This window comes from Streptomyces sp. NBC_01244 (genome assembly GCF_035987325.1).
Classification (GTDB): domain Bacteria; phylum Actinomycetota; class Actinomycetes; order Streptomycetales; family Streptomycetaceae; genus Streptomyces.
In genome coordinates, this window is sequence record NZ_CP108488.1 from 648,343 (window position 1) to 667,898 (window position 19,556).

General features: G+C 72.6%; 15 protein-coding genes. 13 read left to right on the forward strand and 2 right to left on the reverse strand.

Annotation, left to right across the window (positions count from 1 at the left end; all coding sequences use genetic code 11):
• Positions 1 to 84 precede the first annotated feature (84 nt).
• Positions 85 to 1,521, forward strand: a complete 1,437-nt coding sequence (locus OG247_RS02695; RefSeq protein ID WP_327250646.1) for a GH1 family beta-glucosidase — start codon at positions 85 to 87, stop codon at positions 1,519 to 1,521.
• 33 nt (positions 1,522 to 1,554) lie between these two features.
• Here the strand turns inward: OG247_RS02695 and OG247_RS02700 are convergent, their stop codons facing one another.
• Positions 1,555 to 3,015, reverse strand: a complete 1,461-nt coding sequence (locus tag OG247_RS02700; protein ID WP_327250647.1) for a purine-cytosine permease family protein — start codon at positions 3,013 to 3,015, stop codon at positions 1,555 to 1,557.
• A gap of 249 nt (positions 3,016 to 3,264) precedes the next feature.
• Here OG247_RS02700 and OG247_RS02705 point away from each other — a divergent pair, with 249 nt between their 5' ends.
• From OG247_RS02705 to OG247_RS02760, 12 genes are all read left to right on the forward strand, one after another.
• Positions 3,265 to 3,990: a TetR-like C-terminal domain-containing protein gene (locus tag OG247_RS02705; protein WP_327250648.1), complete on the forward strand. Its 726-nt coding sequence runs from the start codon at positions 3,265 to 3,267 to the stop codon at positions 3,988 to 3,990.
• 139 nt (positions 3,991 to 4,129) lie between these two features.
• The gene (locus tag OG247_RS02710; protein ID WP_327250649.1) at positions 4,130 to 5,191 is read left to right on the forward strand and encodes a DUF7847 domain-containing protein; all 1,062 of its coding nucleotides are present in this window, start codon (positions 4,130 to 4,132) and stop codon (positions 5,189 to 5,191) included.
• Positions 5,192 to 5,233: 42 nt separating this feature from the next.
• Entirely contained in the window at positions 5,234 to 5,557 is a 324-nt protein-coding gene (locus tag OG247_RS02715) for a putative quinol monooxygenase (protein ID WP_327250650.1), read from the forward strand.
• Between the two features lie 440 nt (positions 5,558 to 5,997).
• A complete protein-coding gene (locus OG247_RS02720) occupies positions 5,998 to 7,047 on the forward strand; it encodes a beta-ketoacyl-ACP synthase 3 (RefSeq protein ID WP_327250651.1) in 1,050 nt (349 codons plus the stop codon).
• A gap of 313 nt (positions 7,048 to 7,360) precedes the next feature.
• Positions 7,361 to 7,609, forward strand: a complete 249-nt coding sequence (locus OG247_RS02725; RefSeq protein ID WP_327250652.1) for a phosphopantetheine-binding protein — start codon at positions 7,361 to 7,363, stop codon at positions 7,607 to 7,609.
• Entirely contained in the window at positions 7,606 to 8,862 is a 1,257-nt protein-coding gene (locus tag OG247_RS02730) for a beta-ketoacyl-[acyl-carrier-protein] synthase family protein (RefSeq protein WP_327250653.1), read from the forward strand. Before OG247_RS02725 ends, OG247_RS02730 begins: the two co-directional genes overlap by 4 nt.
• A 38-nt stretch (positions 8,863 to 8,900) precedes the next feature.
• A complete protein-coding gene (locus OG247_RS02735) occupies positions 8,901 to 9,359 on the forward strand; it encodes a 3-oxoacyl-ACP synthase III family protein (protein WP_327250654.1) in 459 nt (152 codons plus the stop codon).
• Positions 9,360 to 9,703: 344 nt separating this feature from the next.
• The gene (locus OG247_RS02740; protein WP_327250655.1) at positions 9,704 to 9,895 is read left to right on the forward strand and encodes a 3-oxoacyl-[acyl-carrier-protein] synthase III C-terminal domain-containing protein; all 192 of its coding nucleotides are present in this window, start codon (positions 9,704 to 9,706) and stop codon (positions 9,893 to 9,895) included.
• Positions 9,896 to 9,900: 5 nt separating this feature from the next.
• Entirely contained in the window at positions 9,901 to 10,482 is a 582-nt protein-coding gene (locus tag OG247_RS02745) for a carboxymuconolactone decarboxylase family protein (protein ID WP_327250656.1), read from the forward strand.
• Complete coding sequence (locus OG247_RS02750) at positions 10,479 to 11,909, forward strand: cytochrome P450 (RefSeq protein ID WP_327250657.1); 1,431 nt, start codon at positions 10,479 to 10,481, stop codon at positions 11,907 to 11,909. Before OG247_RS02745 ends, OG247_RS02750 begins: the two co-directional genes overlap by 4 nt.
• A gap of 124 nt (positions 11,910 to 12,033) precedes the next feature.
• A complete protein-coding gene (locus tag OG247_RS02755; RefSeq protein ID WP_327250658.1) occupies positions 12,034 to 15,405 on the forward strand; it encodes a S8 family peptidase in 3,372 nt (1,123 codons plus the stop codon).
• A 185-nt stretch (positions 15,406 to 15,590) separates the two neighbouring features.
• On the forward strand, positions 15,591 to 16,844 hold the full coding sequence (locus OG247_RS02760; protein WP_327250659.1) for an MFS transporter: 1,254 nt from the start codon (positions 15,591 to 15,593) through the stop codon (positions 16,842 to 16,844).
• Between the two features lie 74 nt (positions 16,845 to 16,918).
• Here the strand turns inward: OG247_RS02760 and OG247_RS02765 are convergent, their stop codons facing one another.
• Positions 16,919 to 19,444: a discoidin domain-containing protein gene (locus OG247_RS02765; RefSeq protein ID WP_327250660.1), complete on the reverse strand. Its 2,526-nt coding sequence runs from the start codon at positions 19,442 to 19,444 to the stop codon at positions 16,919 to 16,921.
• Positions 19,445 to 19,556 lie beyond the last annotated feature (112 nt).

Below are 19,556 nucleotides of genomic sequence, written 5' to 3' on the forward strand. Positions count from 1 at the left end.
GCTCCGCGCCGCGCCCCCGCCCGTCCCCTCCCCCTCTGTTATCCGGCACCACTCCATCCAATTTCGCGTTGGGAGCGCTCTCCTATGACCGCGTCCGAGACCCGGCCGCTCACCGCCGTCCGCTCTTTCCCGTCCGACTTCCTCTGGGGCACGGCCACCGCCGCGTACCAGATCGAGGGCGCCGCCCGCGAGGACGGCCGGACCCCGTCCATCTGGGACACCTTCTCCCACACCCCCGGCAAGGTCTTCGAAGGCCACACCGGCGACGTCGCCGTGGACCACTACCACCGCTTCCCCGAAGACGTCCGGCTGATGTCCGAACTCGGCCTGGGCGCCTACCGGTTCTCCGTCTCCTGGTCCCGCGTCCAGCCGACCGGCCGCGGCCCGGCCGTGCAGAAGGGCCTCGACTTCTACCGCAAGCTGGTCGACGAACTGCTCGCCGCCGGTGTCACCCCCGCCCTCACCCTCTACCACTGGGACCTCCCCCAGGACCTGGAGGACGCGGGGGGCTGGCCCGAGCGGACGACCGCCGAGCGCTTCGCCACGTACGCGGGCCTCGTCGCCGACGCCCTCGGAGACCGGGTCAAGCACTGGATCACCCTCAACGAACCCTGGTGCAGCGCCTTCCTCGGCTACGGCTCCGGCGTCCACGCCCCCGGCCGGACCGACCCGGTCGCCGCCCTGCGCGCCGCCCACCACCTCAACCTCGGCCACGGCCTCGCCGTCCAGACCCTGCGGGCGGCGCTGCCCGCAGACGCCCAGCTCGCCGTCTCCCTCAACCTCCACGAAGTGCGCCCCCTGACCCCCTCGGCCGAGGACCGGGACGCGGCCCGGCGCATCGACGCCGTGGGCAACCGCATCTGGCTGGGCCCGATGCTGGAGGGCGCCTACCCCCAGGACCTCCTCGCGGACACCGCGCACCTGACCGACTGGTCCTTCGTCCGCGACGGTGACACCGCCACGATCCACCAGCCCCTGGACCTCCTCGCCGTCAACTACTACACCCCGACAGTCGTCTCGCACGTCGCGCCCGGCGACCAAAAGCCGCAGGACGACGGCCACGGCAACAGCGAACACTCCCCCTGGCCCGGCGCGGACGAGGTCGCCTTCCACCAGGCACCAGGCGAACGCACGGCGATGGGCTGGCCAGTGGACCCGAGCGCCCTGTACGACCTGCTGACCCGCACCGCCGCCCGCTACCCCGGACTGCCGCTCGTCATCAGCGAGAACGGAGCGGCGTACGAGGACGAGATCGGGCCCGACGGCACGGTCCACGACCCCGAACGCGCCGCCTACATCCACGCCCACCTCGACGCCGTGCACCGGGCGATCACCGACGGGGTGGACGTGCACGGCTACTTCCTCTGGTCGCTGCTCGACAACTTCGAGTGGTCCTACGGCTACGCCAAACGCTTCGGTGCCATCCACGTCGACTACGACACCCTGAAGCGCACACCCAAATCGAGCGCGCACTGGTACGCCCGCGTGGCACGGACCGGTGAGCTGCACGCCCCGTCGTAGCGGGTGCGCGTGCCCCGGCGCCGGATGCCCGGGTCAGGCCGGCGGCACGGTGGCCCGGCTCCGTAGCGTGCGGCGCATCAGGGGCGCGTAGAGGGACGCCGCCACGGCGATGCCGACGGGCAGGGAGAGGTCCACGCCGTCCAGGGCCCGGGCGACGGGGCCCGTGTACAGGGTGTCCACACAGAGGGCGGCCGCCGCGATGCCCGCCGTCAGGGCCAGCGCTCCCGCCCGGTTGACGCCCCCGGTGTACCAGAAGGGGCCGCCGGGGCTCTCGTCGCCGAGCGCGCGGCCGTCGTAGCGGCAGCGGCGCAGCAGGATGTCGGTCGCGTAGACGGCCGTGCTGGGGCCCAGCACGACGACGCTCAGCTGGAGGAGGTTGCCGACCGTGTCGAGGAAGTTGGAGACGAGGAGCGCGTACAGGGTCACCACGACCCCGAGCGCTCCGTCGACGAGGACGCCGACGGAGCGGCGGACACGGACGCCCATGGCCTGGAGGGCGAGGCCGGAGCTGTAGGCGGTCATGGCGTTGTTGGCGATCGTGCCGAGCACGATCGCCAACAGGAACACGGGCGAGAACCAGGAGGGCAGGATGCTCTCCAGCCCGGCCTGCGGCTCGGCCATGTCCACGACGGTCGCGGCGAGCGCGCCCAGCGAGCAGAGGAGGACTCCGGGCAGGAATCCGCCGAGCGCGGTCCAGCCCGCGACCGCCCTCGGGGAGGTCGTTCGCGGCAGGTAGCGGGAGAAGTCCGCGCTGTTGGTGTAGGAGAGCGGGCCCGAGGCGATGAGCGTGACGCCTGCCGCGAGGGTGGCCCACAGGGCGGTGCCGGTCAGTGGTTCGGAGGGCTGTCGGCCGAGGCCGGGGCGGGTGCACACGTAGCAGGCCACGACGGCGAAGGTGACGGTGAGGGCGATCGCGATCGGGGGGTAGAGCCTCACCATGGTGGCGTGTCCGTAGACGCCGATGGCCAGGGTGAGGGCGGCGATGACCACCACGACGGCGATCTTGACCCCGCTGTTCGTGTCGATGCCCGCCTTCTCCACGAGGACGAAGGCGGCGACCGCGGCGGCGGCCAGGTTGAGGGCGATGTAGCAGATGCAGAGCAGCCAGCCGTTGACGGCGATGTTCACCCGGTTGCCGCGGACGCCGTACATCGCCCGTGCGATCACCTCGCTCGGCGTGCCGGAGGCCGGCCCCGAGACGGCGAGCAGCCCGATCGGCGCCCAGAACAGGCTGCCCAGCACGATGACCGCGATGGCCTGACCCAGGCTCAGGCCCATGAGGACCAGGGCGCCGCCGACCACCATGCTCAGGTAGTTGACGTTCGCCGCCGCCCAGACGGGGAACAGCTCGCGGGCCCGGCCGTGGCGCTCGCGGTCGGGAACGTGGTCGATGCCGTGGACCTCGACCCGGCCGGGCCGGTCCGTGCCCGTATCCGTATCCGTATCCGAGCCCGAGCCCGAGCCCGTTCCCGAGCCTGTGCCCGTGGATCCCATGGAGCCCTCCGTCTGCGGTCGTACCCACCTGCGTGTTCTGGCGGAGGCGTGCGCGTCGCTCCCGCCCGATCTTCACGCACGCGGGGAGGAGTCGCGTACGACGACATCGGCGCACTTGGGCGCCGCGACCTGCCTGGGTCCTCGGCCGGGCCCTCTACCGGGTCCCTCGACCGGGTCCCGCCCGTGCCCGGCCGGCGCCCTGCGGAGGCCGCACACAAGGCAGTTGGCCCCGACCGGTACGGTTTCGGCATGGACGATCACGCAACGAATTCGACATCCGCCGACGCGATCCTGTCAGAGTTGATCAAGAAGACCGCGCGCCTGCACCTGGCGGAGCTGGGCGGCGGAGGGCTGTCCCTGGACTCCCTCGCGCGCGACTGCGGTCGTGCCGTCACCGAGGTACGGGCCCTCTTCCCGCACCGGGACGACCTGCTGACCGCGCTGGTCATCGATGCCTATGACGGGTCCGGCGCCGCGATGGAGCGCGCCGACAAGGCCGCCGCCCTCCACGCCTCCGCGGGCGCGCGGCTGCTCGCGGTCACGCGCGCGCTGCGCCAGTGGTCCTTCGACCACCCCGCCGAGTTCACGCTGATCTACGGATCGCCCGTCCCCGGCTACCACGCCCCGCAGGACACCGTCCTGCCCGCCTCGCGCACGCCCGGCGTCCTGGCCGGCATCGTGGGCGCGGCCCTGGCGGGAGGCGAACTCACCCCGCCCCGGCGCACGGTGCCCGGGCCGCCGTTGCTGCTGCCGGCTGCCGTGGAGGCCTTCGGCGGCCTGCCCCCGGCCCCGTTCTCCGACGTCATCGAGCGCGGGATCGTGCTGTGGAGCAGCCTGATCGGGCTCCTGGTGTTCCAGGTCTTCAGCCGTACCCACGACAGCGTCCGGGACGAGGCCGCGTTCTTCGACTACGCCATCGCCGTGGCGGCCGAGACCATCGGACTCGTGGTTCCCCTGGACGGGGACGCCCACTGAGGACCGGGGGGCCTTGGCCAGGGCTTTCACGGGCGGGTTACCGTGTCCCTTCAGTCGAGGGGGAACACCGATGTCGCACCACAGCGGGTGGGGTCACCACCCGGGTCAGCCCGTGCCGCCGCAGTGGGGAGGTGGCTGGATGCCGCCTCCCGCACCACAGCCGGGCGTCATGCCGCTGCGCCCGCTCGCCACGGGCGAGGTGCTGGGCGGGGCCTTCGGGACGTTCCGGCGGTACTGGAAGCCCCTGATCGGCGTGATGGCCGCGGTGCAGGGCATCGGAATCCTGCTCGCGGCCGCCGCGCTCGCGCTCTCCTTCGCGGCCGCGTACGACCGGTTCTCCGCCGTCTTCGATCTCGCACCGGGAGAAGACCCTGCGGGCTCGGACGTGGCGGCCCTCTTCCTCTCCTTCGTACCGGCGTGCGTGGTCCTGCTCGTCGTGATGACGGTGGGCGCCGCGATGTTCAGCGCCCTGTGCCCCGCCTTGATCCAGGAGGCGGTGCTCGGCCGCCCCACGACCTTCGGCGCGATGTGGCGCCGCAGCTGGTCACGGCTGCCGTCGGTGCTCGCCGCCGTACTGCTCACGGCGCTGATCGCGGGCGGGCCGGCGCTCCTGCTGTACGCGATCTGCATCCCGCTGATCATCATGTCCGCGGGCCCGGACGGCTTCGGCACGCCGGCCGCCGTCGGGCTGCTCCTCCTGGGCTCCCTCCTGTGCGTGCCCTTCTCCGTCTGGCTCATGGCCCGGTTCAGCCTGGCGCCCGCCGCGGCGGTCTGCGAAGGACTCGGCCCCGTCGCGGCACTGCGGCGCTCCTCGCAGCTGGTCCGCGACGGCTGGTGGAGGGTGTTCGGCATTTCGATGCTCGGGTACGTCGTGGCGATGGCCGCCGGGTACGCCATCCAGATGCCGTTCGGCTTCGTCGGCATGTTCGCGGCCTTCCCGAGCCTGCCGGGGTCGGACGATCCCTCGCCGGACCCCGGCACGCTGATCGTCGGGTTCCTCGTCTACGGGGCCGCCATGCTGCTCGGCGGCGTCATCAGCTCGCTGTTCCAGTTCAGCTTCCCGCAGATGGTCATCGCCCTGATCTACGTCGACCAGCGGATGCGCAAGGAGGACCTCGCGGCGACCCTCACCGCCGCCGCTTTCCCCGCACCGAGGACGGAGACCGCGGCGGGGCCGGCTTCCGCCCCCGAACGGACCTGAGGGCACCGCAGGCCGGGCGGGGCTCGCGCCTACAATGCTCGAATGATCTTCATTGTGGTGAAATTCCCCGTCAAGTCCGAGTACGTCGACCAGTGGCCCGAACTGGTCGCGGAGTTCACGCAGGCCACCCGCGGCGAGGCGGGCAACCTGTGGTTCGAGTGGTCCCGGAGCCTGGAAGAGCCGGACACCTACGTACTGGTCGAGGCGTTCCAGGACGACGCCGGCGAAGCGCACGTCACTTCCGCACACTTCCGCAAGGCCCTGGAGACCATGCGTCCCCTGGTCACCCGGACGCCGGAGATCGTCAGCACCACCATCGAGGGCGCGACCGGCTGGAGCCGGATGGGCGAGCTCCAGGTCGACTGAGAACAGACACGCTCCACTTCACGCCCCGAACCTCCCCGAACCCTCCCCGTCCCCCTCCCGGCATCGCGCGCTACGGAGCGGCCCGGGAGGGGGGCGCGTGCAACACGTTCAACAGCGCCACCCGTTCCCACCGTTGCCCTCGGGCCGTGGAAACGGTTGATGGACTCGAGGACGGCAGCACCCCGACGTCAGCCGGACGCCTGGACAGCCGTACCTAGTTCAGCCTTTGGGGCGATACCCCGATGCCCCATCGGCCGTAACGTTTCTTCCTACACGCCGCTGAGCTGCGGCGATGATGCAGAACCAGGCATTCAGCACATCCGTTCCCCCGCACCTCCGCGCCCGACGTGATCTTGACCCGCCCTACAGTCGTGCCGCTCCCCCGAGATCCCTCCTGAGAGACGTGCGTGACTTCCCTCTTGCCTTGCTCAGAAGACCAGTTGACACCCCCGGCCACCCGGTCCGCCCCGCCCGCGGCGGTGCTGGAGGGCATCGCCGGATACGTTCCGCCCCGGGTGGTCGCCAACGCCGGACTCCCCTCGGCCTGGGGCATCGACGACGCCTGGGTGCACCGCCGCACCGGGATCCGCGAGCGGCGCCGGGCCGACGCCGGAGTGTCCACCGGGGAACTCGCCCTCGAGGCCGGGCGCCGCGCCCTGGCCGTGGCGGGCGGCGCTCCCGTGGACACCGTGCTCGTGGCCACCTCCACCCCGGACCGGCCCATGCCGGCCATGGCCCCGCAATTGGCCACCCGTCTGGGCCTGGGCGGCGCGGCCGCCTGGGACGTCAACGCCGCCTGCAGCGGCTTCCTGTACGGGCTCGCCACCGCTACCGGAGCCCTGCTGTCCGGCTGCGCGGACCGGGTCCTGCTCGTCGCGGCCGACCTGTACTCGACCCTTCTGGACCCCGAGGACCACTCGGCCGGCATCGTCTTCGGCGACGGTGCGGGTGCCGTCGTCCTGCGCCGGGGCCGCGCCGGGGAACCGGGCAGCATCCTCGCCTTCGACCTCGGCAGCGACGGCTCGGGCGACGAGCTGATCGAGGTGCGCGGAGGCGGAGCCCGGGAACGGTCCGCCCCCGACGCCTACGGCCCCGGCGACCGGCACTTCCGGATGCAGGGGCGCGAGGTGTTCCAGCACGCGGTGACCCGGATGACCCAGTCCTCTCAGACCGTACTGAAACACGCGGGCTGGTCACCCGAGGACGTGGACCGGTTCTGCGCCCACCAGGCCAACGCCCGCATCGTGAAAGCCGTCGGGGAGCGGCTGCCCGTCCCCGGACCGCGCCGGGTGACCAACATCGAGCGGGTCGGCAACACCGGCGCCGCGTCCATCCCGCTCGCCCTGGCCGACGCCGCCTCGCGCGGCGAACTGCACGCCGGGGAGAGGGTGTTGCTCACCACCTTCGGGGCCGGGCTCACCTGGGGGTCTGCCGCCGTGCTCTGGCCGCGGCTCGAGCGTGCGGTGCCCGCCATCGACCCGGCGCCCTGAGCTCTGCTCGTTCACCACCACGCCCAGCCTCACCCACCACACCCAGCCGCACCCACCGCCTCCACCCGACTCCGCCCACCGGGTTCCCGCGGGGTCCCCGTGACCCCCGCGCAGCCTTCGGCGCCCACCACTTTCACCGTCCGCGCCGATGCCGTAGGGCCCGATCGGTCGCACCGGACCCTGCCGCCACGTGATCCCCGGTCCCTGAAGTCCCGCTCCCCACACCGGTCCCGGATACCCGCTCCCAGCCGCCCACCGCGCCCTGCCCGTCTTCAGCTCACGCTCACCACCCGTCCCGGAAGGACGCTCCGCCATGCCCCCTGTCCAGACCGTTCTCGCCACCGTGCTCACCGAGAAGTTCGAAGTCTCCCCCGAGAGCGTCCTGCCCGACGCCACCCTGGAGAGCCTCGACCTCGACTCGCTCGCCCTCGCCGAACTGGCCCTCGCCCTCCAGGAGGAGCTCGGCGTGAAGGTCGAGGAACACGAGGCCGCCAAGCGCACCACCATCGGCGAGCTCGTGGCCGTACTCCACTCCAAGCGGACCGCGCAGGACGCCCTGTGACGGCTTCCCCGCACCCCCGCGCCGTCGCCGTCACCGGCCTGGGGCTGATCACCCCGGCCGGGATCGGCCGTGAGGACACCTGGGCCGGGGTGCTCCGGGGCCGCTCCACGGCGGACACCGATCCCGAGCTCAAGGACTGCCCGGTCGGCTTCTCCTGCCGGATCCCCGCCATGACCCCCGAGCAGGGGCGCATCGGCGGCGGCAGGGCCTGGCGGATGGGCCGGTTCACGCAGCTCGCGGTGCTGGCGGCCCGCGAGGCCGTGGCCGATGCCGGACTCGACCCCGCTTCCTGGGACGGGGCCCGGGTGGCCGTGGTGATCGGCTCGGGACTGGCCGGGGCTCTCCATCTGGAGACGATGACCCTGCGCCACCACCAGGGGGGACCCGACCTGGTCTCGCCCTCCCTCATCCCGATGCTGATCCCCAACATGGCCGCCGGCGAGGTGTCCGCGGACCTCGGCGCCCACGGGCCCTCCCTGGCCACCGAGACGGCCTGTGCCTCCGGGGCCACCGCCCTGGCCATCGCCCGTGACCTGCTGCTCTCCGGGGCCTGCGACATCGCGATCGCCGGCGGTGCGGAGGCGGCCGTGACCCCGGTGGTCACCACCGGGTTCGCCCGGATGGGCGCCCTGTCCGGGCGGGTGGACCAGCCGGCCCTGGCCTCCAGGCCGTTCGCGGCGGACCGGGACGGCTTCGTCATCGCCGAGGGGGCCGCAGTGCTCGTACTGGAGCGGCCGGCGGACGCGGCGGCTCGCGGGCGGCGCGGCTACGCGCACCTGGCCGGAGCCGGCCTCACCTCGGACGCACACCATCCGACGGCGCCGTCCCCCGGCGGCGAGTACGCCGAGGCGGCCCTGCGCGCGGCGCTCACCCAGGCCGGGCTGTCCCCGGCGGACGTCGACCACGTCAACGCCCACGGAACCTCGACCCCGCTCAACGACCGCACCGAGGCAGAGCTCATCGCCCGAGTCCTGGCGCACGGCCCCAGCGTGACCGCCCCCAAGGGGGTGCTCGGCCACAGCCTCGGTGCCTCCGGCGCCGTGGAGGCCGCGCTCACCGCCCTCACCATCCGTGACTCCCGGGTGGCACCGATCGCCAACCTCGCGGCGCGCGGCTCCGGTTGCGGCTCCGGCTCTCCCTACGACATCGACTGCGTGACGGGCACGGTGCGCGAGCAGCGGGTCGGCGCCGCCGTCAGCCACTCCTTCGGCTTCGGCGGGCACAACGTGGTGCTCCTCCTCACCGCGCCCTGACCGCCGCCCGTCCCCCACCAGCAGAAGGCTTCGTACCCTTGGCCGTTCACAGTGCCGTCGTCCACGCCACCGTCCACGTACCGCAGGAGCGCCAGAGCGTCTCCGCGGTCGAGGACCGCTTCCGGGCGGGCAGCCCCGGCGTCCCGATGTCCCGGGGCGTGCTCCGGCACATGTACGGGCTCGACCAGCGCACGGTGGCACCGCCCGAGGAGCAGCCCTCCGACCTGGCGGTGCGCGCCGCCCGCAGTCTGCTGGAGGAGAGCGGCACCCCCGCCCGGAAGGTGGACCTGCTGCTGTACGCCGACATCCTCGCCGATATGGAGGAACCGGCCACCGCCCATGTGGTGGCGGCCAAACTCGGCCTGGACTGCCCTGTGTTCGACCTGAAGAACGCCTGCAACGGCGTACTGAACGCGCTGGAGGTGGCCGACGCCTTCGTCCGGGCGGGACAGTACCGGCGGGTGCTGATCACCAGCGCCGAGGTCAGCACCCGGTAGAGCCGATGGAGCGTCACGGACCCGGACGAGTTGCTCAGTGCCCTGCCGAGCCTGAGCACCGGCGACATGGGCTCGGCGGTCCTGGTCGCGGCGAGTGCGCGGCCCGGGATCCTCGAGAGCCGGTTCTTCGCCAACTCCTGGGGCTGGCAGGCCGCGACACTGTCCAATCCGTACGCGAACCACCGCAGGATGGGCCGCCTGGAGATCGACTCGGCGCGGCTCGTCGCCTCCTTCGACGGGATGCCGGCCAAGGTGCGCGGTGCGGTACGCGAACTCGGGGTGGGTGTCGAGGACTTCGATCTCGTCTGCGTGCACCAGCCGTCCGTGCCCTTCACCCGGGTGGCGTGCGACTGGGTGGGCTGGATCCCTCGCGGATCCTGTCCACCTTCCCCGCGCACGGCAACGTCGCGACCAACACCATCCCGCTGCAGCCGGCCACCGCGATGAAGTCGGACCGGCTCCACCCGGGCGACCTGGTGGGCATGTTCGGGTTCGCGAGCGGCGCCAGCGCCGGCGTCGTCGTCTGCCGGTGGTGAGCCCGATGACCACCGAACCGCCCGAGCGCCCCGTACGCATCACCCCGCTGCCGCCCGAGCAGTGGACGCCCGCCCTGCGCGGGCTGCTGGCCGGATCCGCCAAGGACGGCCCCGGGCGGGTGAACCTCTTCGGCACCCTCGCCCACCATCCCGGACTCGCACACGCCTGGCTCTCCCTGGCCCGGGTCCTGACCCACGAAGGAACCTTGACGAACCGTCAGCGGGAGTTGGTCGTCCTGCGCACCGCACACCGGCGCGGAGGGTCCTTCGTGTTCGACCGTCACAGCGCGGTCGCCGCCGACGCCGGGCTGGACTGCCGGGAAGTGGCGGCGACGACCTCGCCTCTCACCGAACACCCTTGGCAGGACGCCGATTTGTCCCTGCTGGAGGCTTCCGACGCGCTCGCGGCCGGTGAGCCGCTGCCGCAGCCGCTGTGGGACCGGCTGGCGGGCGGACTGCGCGCCGACCAACTGATCGAACTGCTGATCCTCGCCGGGCAGTGCGCCACCATGTGCGCCACGCTCGGCGCCCTCCACACCCCGCCCGACGGCGGCCGAACCCCCTCCGGACGAGATCCGCCACCATGACCGTCACCACCACGCCGACCGTCACCACCACGCCGACCGCCGCCTCCGCCGACACCGGCTTCGGCTCCGGAAACCCGGCCGCCGCCGCGGCCCCGCTCGCCCTGCCCGCCCCGTACGGGTCCTGCCCCTACGACCCGCCACCCGGCTACACGCAGGCCGCCGCCAGGGCTCCGGTCAGCCGCGCCGAGCTGCCCGACGGCACCCCCTGCTGGCTCGTGACGGGCCACCAGGAGGTGCGGGCCGTCCTCGCCGACGCCCGCTTCAGCGCCGACGCACGCACCCCCGGATTCCCCTTCCTCTCCCCCGGCCAGCGTCAACTGGCCACCGCGCAGCCCAGTTTCATCCGGATGGACGACCCGGAGCACTCCCGGCTGCGCAGGATGGTCGCCAAGGACTTCCTGAACCGCCGGGTCCGGGAACTGCGCCCGGCCATCGCGGACGTGGTCGAGGCCGCCGTCGGGGCAATGACCTCCGGCGGACGCCGGACCGCCGACCTCGTCGCGGACTTCGCGCTGCCCGTCCCGTCACTGGTCATCTGCCTGATGCTGGGGGTCCCGTACGAGGACCACGCGCTGTTCCAGTCGCTCAGCCGGACCCTGCTCGACAACACCACCGACCCGGGACGGGCCGCCGGGGCCCACCGCGGGCTGATGGGCTACCTGGCCGAGCTGGCCGAGCTGGCCGAGCTGGCCGAGCTGGCCGAGCTGGCCGAGCTGGCCGAGCTGGCCGAGCTGGCCGAGCGCAAACGGCGGGATCCCGGGGACGACATCCTCAGCCGGCTCGCCGTCCGGCCCGACCTGACCGCGCGGGAGACGGCCTCGCTCGGCTTCATGCTCCTGATCACCGGCCACGAGAGCACCACCAACATGGCGGCGCTCAGCGTCCTGGCCCTCCTGCGCCACCCCGGGCAGGCCGCCCGGCTGCGTGCCGAACCGGCCCTGATTCCAGGTGCGGTGGAGGAACTGCTGCGCTACCTCACGATCATCCACCTCGGCCTGGGCCGCGCCGCCACCGAGGACGTCACGGTCGCCGGAGCGGCGATCCGGGCTGGGGACGGGGTGATCTGCATGCTGTCCACCGCCAACCGGCAGCCGGAGCTCTTCGGCTCCGCAGACTTCACCGAACCCACCGAACCCACCGAACCCACCGAACCCACCGACCCGGCCGAACCCGCCGAAGCCCCGGGCGGCGGCTCCGCCTGTCCCGCCGAGCTGGACGTGACCCGGGACGCGCGCCGGCACGTGGCCTTCGGCCACGGTCCGCACCAGTGCCTGGGCCACACCCTGGCGCGCGTCGAGCTCCAGGTCATGCTGGAGACCGTCCTGCGCAAACTGCCCGGCCTGCGACTGGCCGTACCCGAGGAGCAGCTCGTGTTCCAACGGGACACCATCGTCTACGGGTTGCGGGAGCTCCCCGTCGCCTGGTGACCCCCACGGACGAATTCGTGTGCGAGCTGATGTTTCCCGCGTCGGCGGAGAACCGAACGGGCCCGCCCGGCGTGATACCCCACACCACACGCATGGGCATGCACACGAACGCGGGGGAACACGGGTGGGATTCGCAAGGAAGGCCCGAACGGCGGCACTGGCCGCAGCGGTGACGGGCACACTGGTCGCGGGCACGGTGTCCGCCGGCGCCACGCCGGCGCCGGCCGCCGGCACCACCGCACAGGACGGCACGGGAGGTCCGGCCAAGGGCCGGGCGAAGAAGGAAGCGACGCCGTCGGCGACCGTGACCCTGGTCACCGGTGACCGGGTCGTCGTCAAGGGCGACGGCAGCGTCGAGCAGGTGATCCGCGGCGCGGGCCGTGAGGGGACGGCCCTCTCGGTGCGCCGCGAGGGCGCGCACACGTACGTCGTTCCGCAGGACGCCCTGCGACTGGTCGCCGACGGGGTGCTCGACCGGCGGCTGTTCGACGTCACCCAGCTGGTGAAGGACGGGTACGACGACGCGCACCGCACCACGCTGCCCCTGATCGCCGGCTACCGGCGCGACGCCTCGGGGGCCAAAACCTTCGGCGCCGCCGGCGACACGCTCGCGGCGGTCGCCCGCGACCGCCGCGAACTGCCCGCGGTGGCGGGCGAGGCGTTCAACGCGCGGAAGGCCGACGCCGCGGCCCTCTGGACGGCGGTCACCGGCCGGAAGGACGCCCGCGCGCTGGGCTCCGCGCCCGTACCGCCCGTCGCCCACCTGTGGCTGGACGGCAAGGTGAGCGCCACCCTGGACAAGAGCGTGCCGCAGATAGGCGCGCCCGCCATGTGGAAGGCGGGCTACACCGGCAAGGGCGTCAAGGTGGCGGTCCTGGACACGGGGGTCGACGAGACCCACCCGGACCTCAAGGGCGTCGAGACCCTGCAGAAGAACTTCAGCAGCTCACCCGACTCCAAAGACCGGTACGGGCACGGTACGCACGTGGCCTCCACGATCGCCGGGTCGGGCGCGCGGTCGGGCGGCCTCTACAAGGGCGTGGCACCCGATGTGCAGCTCCTGGACGGCAAGGTCCTGGGCGACGACGGCTTCGGCTCCGACTCCGAGATCGTCAGCGGTATGCAGTGGGCCGTGGACCAGGGCGCGACCGTGGTCAACATGAGCGTGGGCTCTCCCGACCAGCCGGGCGTCGACCCCATGGAGGAAGCGGTCGCCCAGCTCTCCGGCAAGGCCCTGTTCGTGGTGGCCGCCGGGAACGAGGGCGACCAGGCCGGCACGATGCGCACGCCCGGCAGCGCTGCCGCGGCCCTCACGGTCGGCGCGGTGGACAAGCAGGACCAGCTCGCCGACTTCTCCAGCCGTGGTCCGACCGCCGATGGACTGGCCAAGCCGGACATCACCGCCCCGGGCGTCGACATCACCGCCGCCGCGACCACGCAGAGCGCCGATCCCGGGCCCCCCGAGGGCTACGTCAGCATGTCGGGCACCTCGATGGCCACCCCGCACGTCGCGGGCGCCGCGGCCCTGGTCAAGCAGCAGCACCCGAACTGGAGCGCGGCCCGGATCAAGGCCCTGCTGACCGCCTCGGCCACGCCCAACCCGAAGCTCAACGCCTATCAGCAGGGCGCGGGCCTCACCGATCTGGTCCGGGCCGTCAAGGCCGTCGTCACCGCCGATCCCGGTTCTCTCGCCTTCGGTACGCACCTGTGGCCGCATGCCGACGACAAGCCGGTGTCCAAGTCCCTCACGTACCGCAACCACGGGACCAAGCCGGTCACGCTGAAGCTGAGCACGGCCGGCACCGGCCCGTCCGGCCGTCCGGCCCCGGCCGGGATGTTCACCGTCAAGGACGCGCAGCTCACCGTCCCCGCCGGTGGCAGTGCGACTACCACCGTCACCGCCGACACCCGCAAGGGCGCCGCCGACGGCGCCTTCGGCGGAACCGTGCTGGCCTCCGGGGACGGTCAGCAGGTGCGCACTGGTCTCATGGTCGAGCGTGAGGTGGAGTCCTACGACGTCACCCTGAAGCACCTGGACGTCAACGGTGCGAAGCCGGCGACGTACTACACCACGGTCACCAAGCTCGGCACGGGCCTGGAGGGCCGCTTCGAGGTCCCGTACGACCCGAGCGGCACGGTCGTCCAGCGGCTGCCCAAGGGCGACTACCTGCTGGAGGGCGTCATCTGGGGCCCGGACGCCACCCTGGGCTTCTTCGTCCAGCCGGTGCTGAAGCTCACCGGGAGGACCACGGTCACCTTCGACTCCCGCAAGGCCAAGCCGTTCGCCGTCACCCCGCCGGATCCGTCCGCGAAGCTGGTGAGCGCCTACGCCGGGTTCTACGACGAGGCCGCGATGGTGTCCGACATGTGGGCCACCGACGGGGCCACGAAGATCCTCACCCAGCACCTGGGCCCGGCCACGCCCACGCTGCGGGCGCAGTACAACGGTCTGTGGAAGACACCGGGGGCGGCGGGCAAGAACGTCGACTACCGGCTGGCCTTCAACCGTTCGGACACCTGGTTCACCGGGCTCGACCGCAAGCTCACCCGGGCGGACGTCGCCGAGGTGAAGCTCGGGTTCGGCGCCTCGGTCACCGGGGCGAAGGGCCTGCTCTACGCGACGCCGACGGACGCCAAGGGCTACACGTCCGGCGTACAGGACCCCGCCGAGCGGAGCCTGCCGCTGGCGAGCACCCAGTACGTCAACACCGAGGGCGGTGTGCGCTGGTCCTGGGTCGCCTCGCAGATCGACTCCAAGGGGGAGCCGCGCGTCGTCTACACGCACGACCTCCGTTCGTACAAGGCGGGCCACCGGTACACGCTGAACTTCAACACCGGCGTGGTCGGCCCCGATCTGGAGGCCGGGAAGGAGCAGGCCGCGACGCGCTCCGGCGACTACGTGGACTTCAATGTCGGGCTGTTCAACGACGGCGCCGGCCACGAGGGCTATTCCATCACCACCGGCGGCGTCACCCGGCTGGAGTCCGGCGGCAAGGTCATCGTCGAAACTCCGCCGAGCGGCTGGCTGAGCGCCGAGGTGCCGGCCGGCAAGGCGACGTACCGGCTGACCAAGGAGGCGAGCCGCTCCGCCGGGGACACCTCGACCAGCACGAAGGTGAGCGCGATCTGGACGTTCACCTCGGCCCGTCCGGCCACGGACGAGACCGTGGCGCTGCCGCTGTCCACGGTGCGGCTGTCGCCGAAGCTGAGCCTGAGCGGGACCGCGCCGGCGGGCGGCGCGCTGAAGGTGCCGCTGGTGCTGGGCGGGGCGGCCGCGAAGGACGGGCAGGTCGCCGCATTGACGGTCAGGGTCTCCTTCGACGGGGGCAAGACCTGGCGGCTCCTCGCGGTGGCTACGGACGCGGAGGGGGCGCGGTCGGTGACCGTGCAGCACCCGGCGTCGGCCAAGGCCGTGTCGTTCCGGGTGGACCTGAAGGACAAGGCCGGCAACACCGTACGGGAGACGATCACGAACGCCTACCGGCTCGCTCCCTGAGCCGACAGCACGACACTCCGGCCCGGCCCCGCACCACGCGGGTGCCGGGCCGGAGCCGTGCCGGGGGCATGGTTTTGACCCGGCTGTGTGCCGCTCGCTTTGATTGCTCCGGGCGACACAAGTAGGTTCGTACGCTCGCTCGCACCACCGGGCGGGCGTGCGAGAGAGCGGGGGCTGCGGCGATCATGCCGATCACGAGGACCGGGCGGTCACTGGGACGGCAGTTCGGGTGGCTCTGGGCGGCGTACGCGGTCAGTACGCTCGGCACCTGGCTCGCCTTCGACTCCTTCGCCCTGATCGCGATCTTCGTGCTGCACGCCGGGCCCGCCGAGGTGTCGGCGCTGGCGGCCGCGGGGCCGGCGGTCGCCGCGGTGGTGGCGCTGCCGCTCGGGCCGTGGGTGGAGTTCCGCCGCAAGCGGCCGGTGATGATCGGGATGGACCTGATCCGGTTCGCGGCGCTGATGAGCGTGCCCGCGGCCTTCGCGCTCGGCGGGCTCGGGATCACCCAGCTCCTGCTCGTCTCGGTCGTCGTCGGCGCGGCGGACATCGCCTTCACGGCGGCCGGCGGCGCTTGTCTGAAGGCGCTCGTCCGGCCGGAGGACCTGCTCGTCGCGAACGGCCGGTTCGAGTCCACCACCTGGACCGCCACCATGCTCGGGCCCCCGCTGGGCGGGGTGGCGGTCGCCGTGTTCGGGCCGGTGATGACGGTGGTGGGCAACGCGGTGAGCTACCTGCTCTCGGCCGCGGGGATCCGCGCGATCGGCGGCGAGGAGCCACGCCCCGCTCCACCTCCCGGAGCCCCGGCGCGGCTGCGCTTCGGCGACCTCTTCGAAGGCTGGCGGTACATCCTGGCCGACGCCGAGCTGCGCCCGCTCTTCGCCAACACGATCCTGGTCAACGGCCTGATCATGGCGACCTCGCCGCTGCTCGCCGTCCTCATGCTCGGCCCGCTCGGCTTCACGCCCTGGCAGTACGGACTCGCCTTCGCCGTGCCCTGCGCCGGCGGCCTGCTCGGCTCACGGCTGACCCCGCGGCTCGTCGAGCGGTTCGGACAGCACCGGGTGATGCTCACCGCCGGGGTGCTGCGGGCGTGCTGGCTGCCCTGGCTGGCCTTGGTCCACTCCGGGACCGGCGGGCTCGTACTGGTCATGGCCGTCGAGTTCGGGCTGATCACCTGCATGGGCGTGTTCAACCCGGTGTTCGCCACCCGCCGGCTCACCCGGACCCCGCCGGACCGGGTGGCCCGCGTCCTGTCCGCCTGGTCGGTCACCAGCAAGGCCTCCATCGCCGCGCTGACCGCGCTGTGGGGCCTGTTCGCCGCCCTCACCGACCTCCGCACCGCCCTCGCGGCCGCCGGCCTCCTGACCATGGCGACCCCGCTCCTCCTCCCCCGGCGCGACCTCGCGCCGGGGCCGAAGCAGGGAGCACCGCCGGGCTGAGACGCGTGGGGGAACGGTGCGTGCGTCCGCCGGCCGGACTGTGGAGTTCCGGCCGGCGGGATGCCGTACGCGGGTCAGGAGATGGTGAGGAAGCGTGCCGTGCTCGGTACTCCCTGGGCGTCGAGGGCGAAGAGCATGTAGGTCCCCGGCAGGACCACGCCCGGGTCGGCGGGTACGGACACCGTGTATCCGCCCGTTCCCGTGGCCGTGGAGGCGAGGGGGACCCGCCGTTGGTCGTTGTCGGTGGAATGGGTCGCGGCCGCGGCGCGCATCAGGACGAAGGATGCCGCCGGGGAGGAGGTGGAGAGGGTCAGTGAGGTGCCGGGGCGCGTCCTGGAGGGGACGTCTCCCGTGATGTCGGGGCGTGGTTTCGGCGATCCGTCCGGGTTGAGGAGGTACGGCGGTGTGAAGACCGCCCCGTCGGCGTGGTTGGTGGCGCAGTCGCCGCAGAGGCCTCCGCCGCCGGAGAAGACCCGTCCGTCCGGCAGCAGGTTGGCCACGCTGTGGTAGTTGCGCGGGACGGCCATGGTGGCGAGCGGGGTGAAGGCGCCGGTCGCGGGGTCCCACAGTTCGGGGGTCAGGACCGAGGTGGCGTCGCTGAACGGCACCGGATAGTTCTGCCCGCCGAGGACGATCACCTTGCCGTCGGGCAGGACCACGCTGTTGGCGAAGGCCCTGGCGTACTCCATGTCTCCGGTACGGGCGGTCTCGACCTGGCTGCCCGCGATGCCCACGGTGTACGCGCGGCGCGTGGCGGGGGTGTTCTGGTAGGCGGGCGAGCCGCCGAGGGTGAGCAGTTTGCCGATGTCGTAGGCGACGGCGTTGCCCGTCATGGCGTCGGCGCTGTCGGCTCGGACGCCGGCGGGGGTGATGCTGCCCGTACCGGTGGTCGAGATCCAGTTCATCTGCTTGCTCGGGCCCACTTGCAGCACTTTGCCGCCCGAAGTGGCGTGCAGCCACATGTGGTTGTCGGCGCGGTAGGGTCCGGCGGGGTCGGCCGTGGACGCCTGGAGGGCGGGGACGCCCGGGAGTCCGCGCCAGGTGCCGGTCTCCGGCGACCAGGCCTCGCCCGCCTTGTCCCCCGCGGGACCGCTCCAGGATCCGCCCAGGACGAAGGCCTCGCCGGTGGAGAGCAGCGTCATGGACTGGTAGCCGCGGGGGATGTTCATGTTGCCGGCGGCGGACCAGTCGTCGGTGGCGGGGTCGTAGATGCTGGCCTTCTCCGCGTTGCTGCCCCCGGTGACCAGCACGCGGCCGTCGGCCAGCATGGCTATGCCGGGGCAGAACATGTCGTGCCCCGTGTTGTCGATGCGGCGCTGGGTGACCTTGCCCGTCTTCAGGTCGAGGATCGCGGTCTGGGTGTAGCCGTTGCTGCCGCCGAAGCGGTCCACCGCGTACGCGGACCAGGCCAGCAGCTTGTCCCCGGGCAGCACGGCCGTGGCCACGGGAACCAGGGGGAAGCCGGTGATCCGCCCCCAGGATCCGTGGACGGCGGGACTGGCCGGCCCGCTCAGGCGGATCTCGGCGGCGGAGGTCCACGGGCCGCGGGCGCCGGCCTCGGCGGTCACGGTCAGCCGGACGAACCGGGCGTTCGCGCTGCGGGTGAAGGTGGCGGTCTTGACGGTGTCGTCGTCGCGCCAGGTGCCGGCCGCCACCGGTGCGCCGAAGGCGGCTCCGTCGGTGCTCGTGGTGACGGTGTAGGCACCCGCCCGGCCGTTGGGTCCGTTCGTGCGGGGGTGGTAGACGAGTGCGGAGACCGCGGCCGTGCGGTGCATGTCGATGGTGATGCTGTGCGGCAGGGGCGCCGGGGTGCCCGACCACTTGCTGTGCCAGAGGGTGCCGGTGTCACCGTCGAGGATGTTGGCGGCGCGGCCGTTCTCACCGGCCGTCTCCTCGTCGCTCGCCGCGGCCGTCCATCCGGTCCGGGCCAGGTCCACGGTGGCCTCCGGGGTGCCGGGGTCGCCCAGCAGGTTGATCTCGGCGGCGGAGGTCCACGGGCCGCGGCCGCCGGCCTCGGTGAGCGCCGTCAGCCGTACGAACCGGGCCCCCTGTGGGGCGAACCCGAGCGTTTTGGCGCTGCCGTCGTCCGCGAGCGTGCCACTGGCGACCGGGGCCGGCCAGTTCGTTCCGTCCGCGCTGACGCTGAGGGTGTACTCGCCGACGCGCCCGTTGGCCCCGTTGGTGCGGGGGGTGTAGACGAGCGCCGAGACGACCGCCGTACGGTGCAGGTCGATGGTGATGCTGTGCGGCAAGGGGGCCGCGGTGCCCGACCACTTGCTGTGCCAGAGGGTGCCGGTGTCACCGTCGAGGACGCCCGCGGCGCGGCCGTTCTCACCGGCCGTCTCCTCGTCGCTCGCCGCGGCCGTCCATCCGGTCCGGTCGAGGACGGGGGCCGTCGGCTCCATGGCGTTCGCCGGGGCGACGCCGTGGTGCGGCGACTGCCGCGCCGCCTGCTCGCCGACCGGCCCCGGGGTGGGCGTGGGGCTCGCGACCCCGAGCCACGGCGTGAAGCCGATCAGCAGCGCGCCGAGACCGAAGGCTGTGAGCAGTCTCGACCGGCGAAGCGTGCGGGGTAAGGCGAAGAAGCGCCTGGACTGCAATCTGACCTCCTGGGGCGAACCGGTATGCCCCATGGAAGATAGGTCAGGATGGCAGCAACTCACCTAAATCAGAGGCAAGTTGACGCAAAACCGAAGGCACCGACGCGATCCG

What these genes read in the sequence shown, in the direction of transcription:
- OG247_RS02695 (WP_327250646.1), top strand. Translation starts at nt 85, where the DNA reads ATGACCGCGTCCGAGACCCGGCCGCTCACCGCCGTCCGCTCTTTCCCG.
- OG247_RS02700 (WP_327250647.1), bottom strand. Translation starts at nt 3,015, where the DNA reads ATGGGATCCACGGGCACAGGCTCGGGAACGGGCTCGGGCTCGGGCTCG.
- OG247_RS02705 (WP_327250648.1), top strand. Translation starts at nt 3,265, where the DNA reads ATGGACGATCACGCAACGAATTCGACATCCGCCGACGCGATCCTGTCA.
- OG247_RS02710 (WP_327250649.1), top strand. Translation starts at nt 4,130, where the DNA reads ATGCCGCCTCCCGCACCACAGCCGGGCGTCATGCCGCTGCGCCCGCTC.
- OG247_RS02715 (WP_327250650.1), top strand. Translation starts at nt 5,234, where the DNA reads ATGATCTTCATTGTGGTGAAATTCCCCGTCAAGTCCGAGTACGTCGAC.
- OG247_RS02725 (WP_327250652.1), top strand. Translation starts at nt 7,361, where the DNA reads ATGCCCCCTGTCCAGACCGTTCTCGCCACCGTGCTCACCGAGAAGTTC.
- OG247_RS02745 (WP_327250656.1), top strand. Translation starts at nt 9,901, where the DNA reads ATGACCACCGAACCGCCCGAGCGCCCCGTACGCATCACCCCGCTGCCG.
- OG247_RS02750 (WP_327250657.1), top strand. Translation starts at nt 10,479, where the DNA reads ATGACCGTCACCACCACGCCGACCGTCACCACCACGCCGACCGCCGCC.
- OG247_RS02760 (WP_327250659.1), top strand. Translation starts at nt 15,591, where the DNA reads ATGCCGATCACGAGGACCGGGCGGTCACTGGGACGGCAGTTCGGGTGG.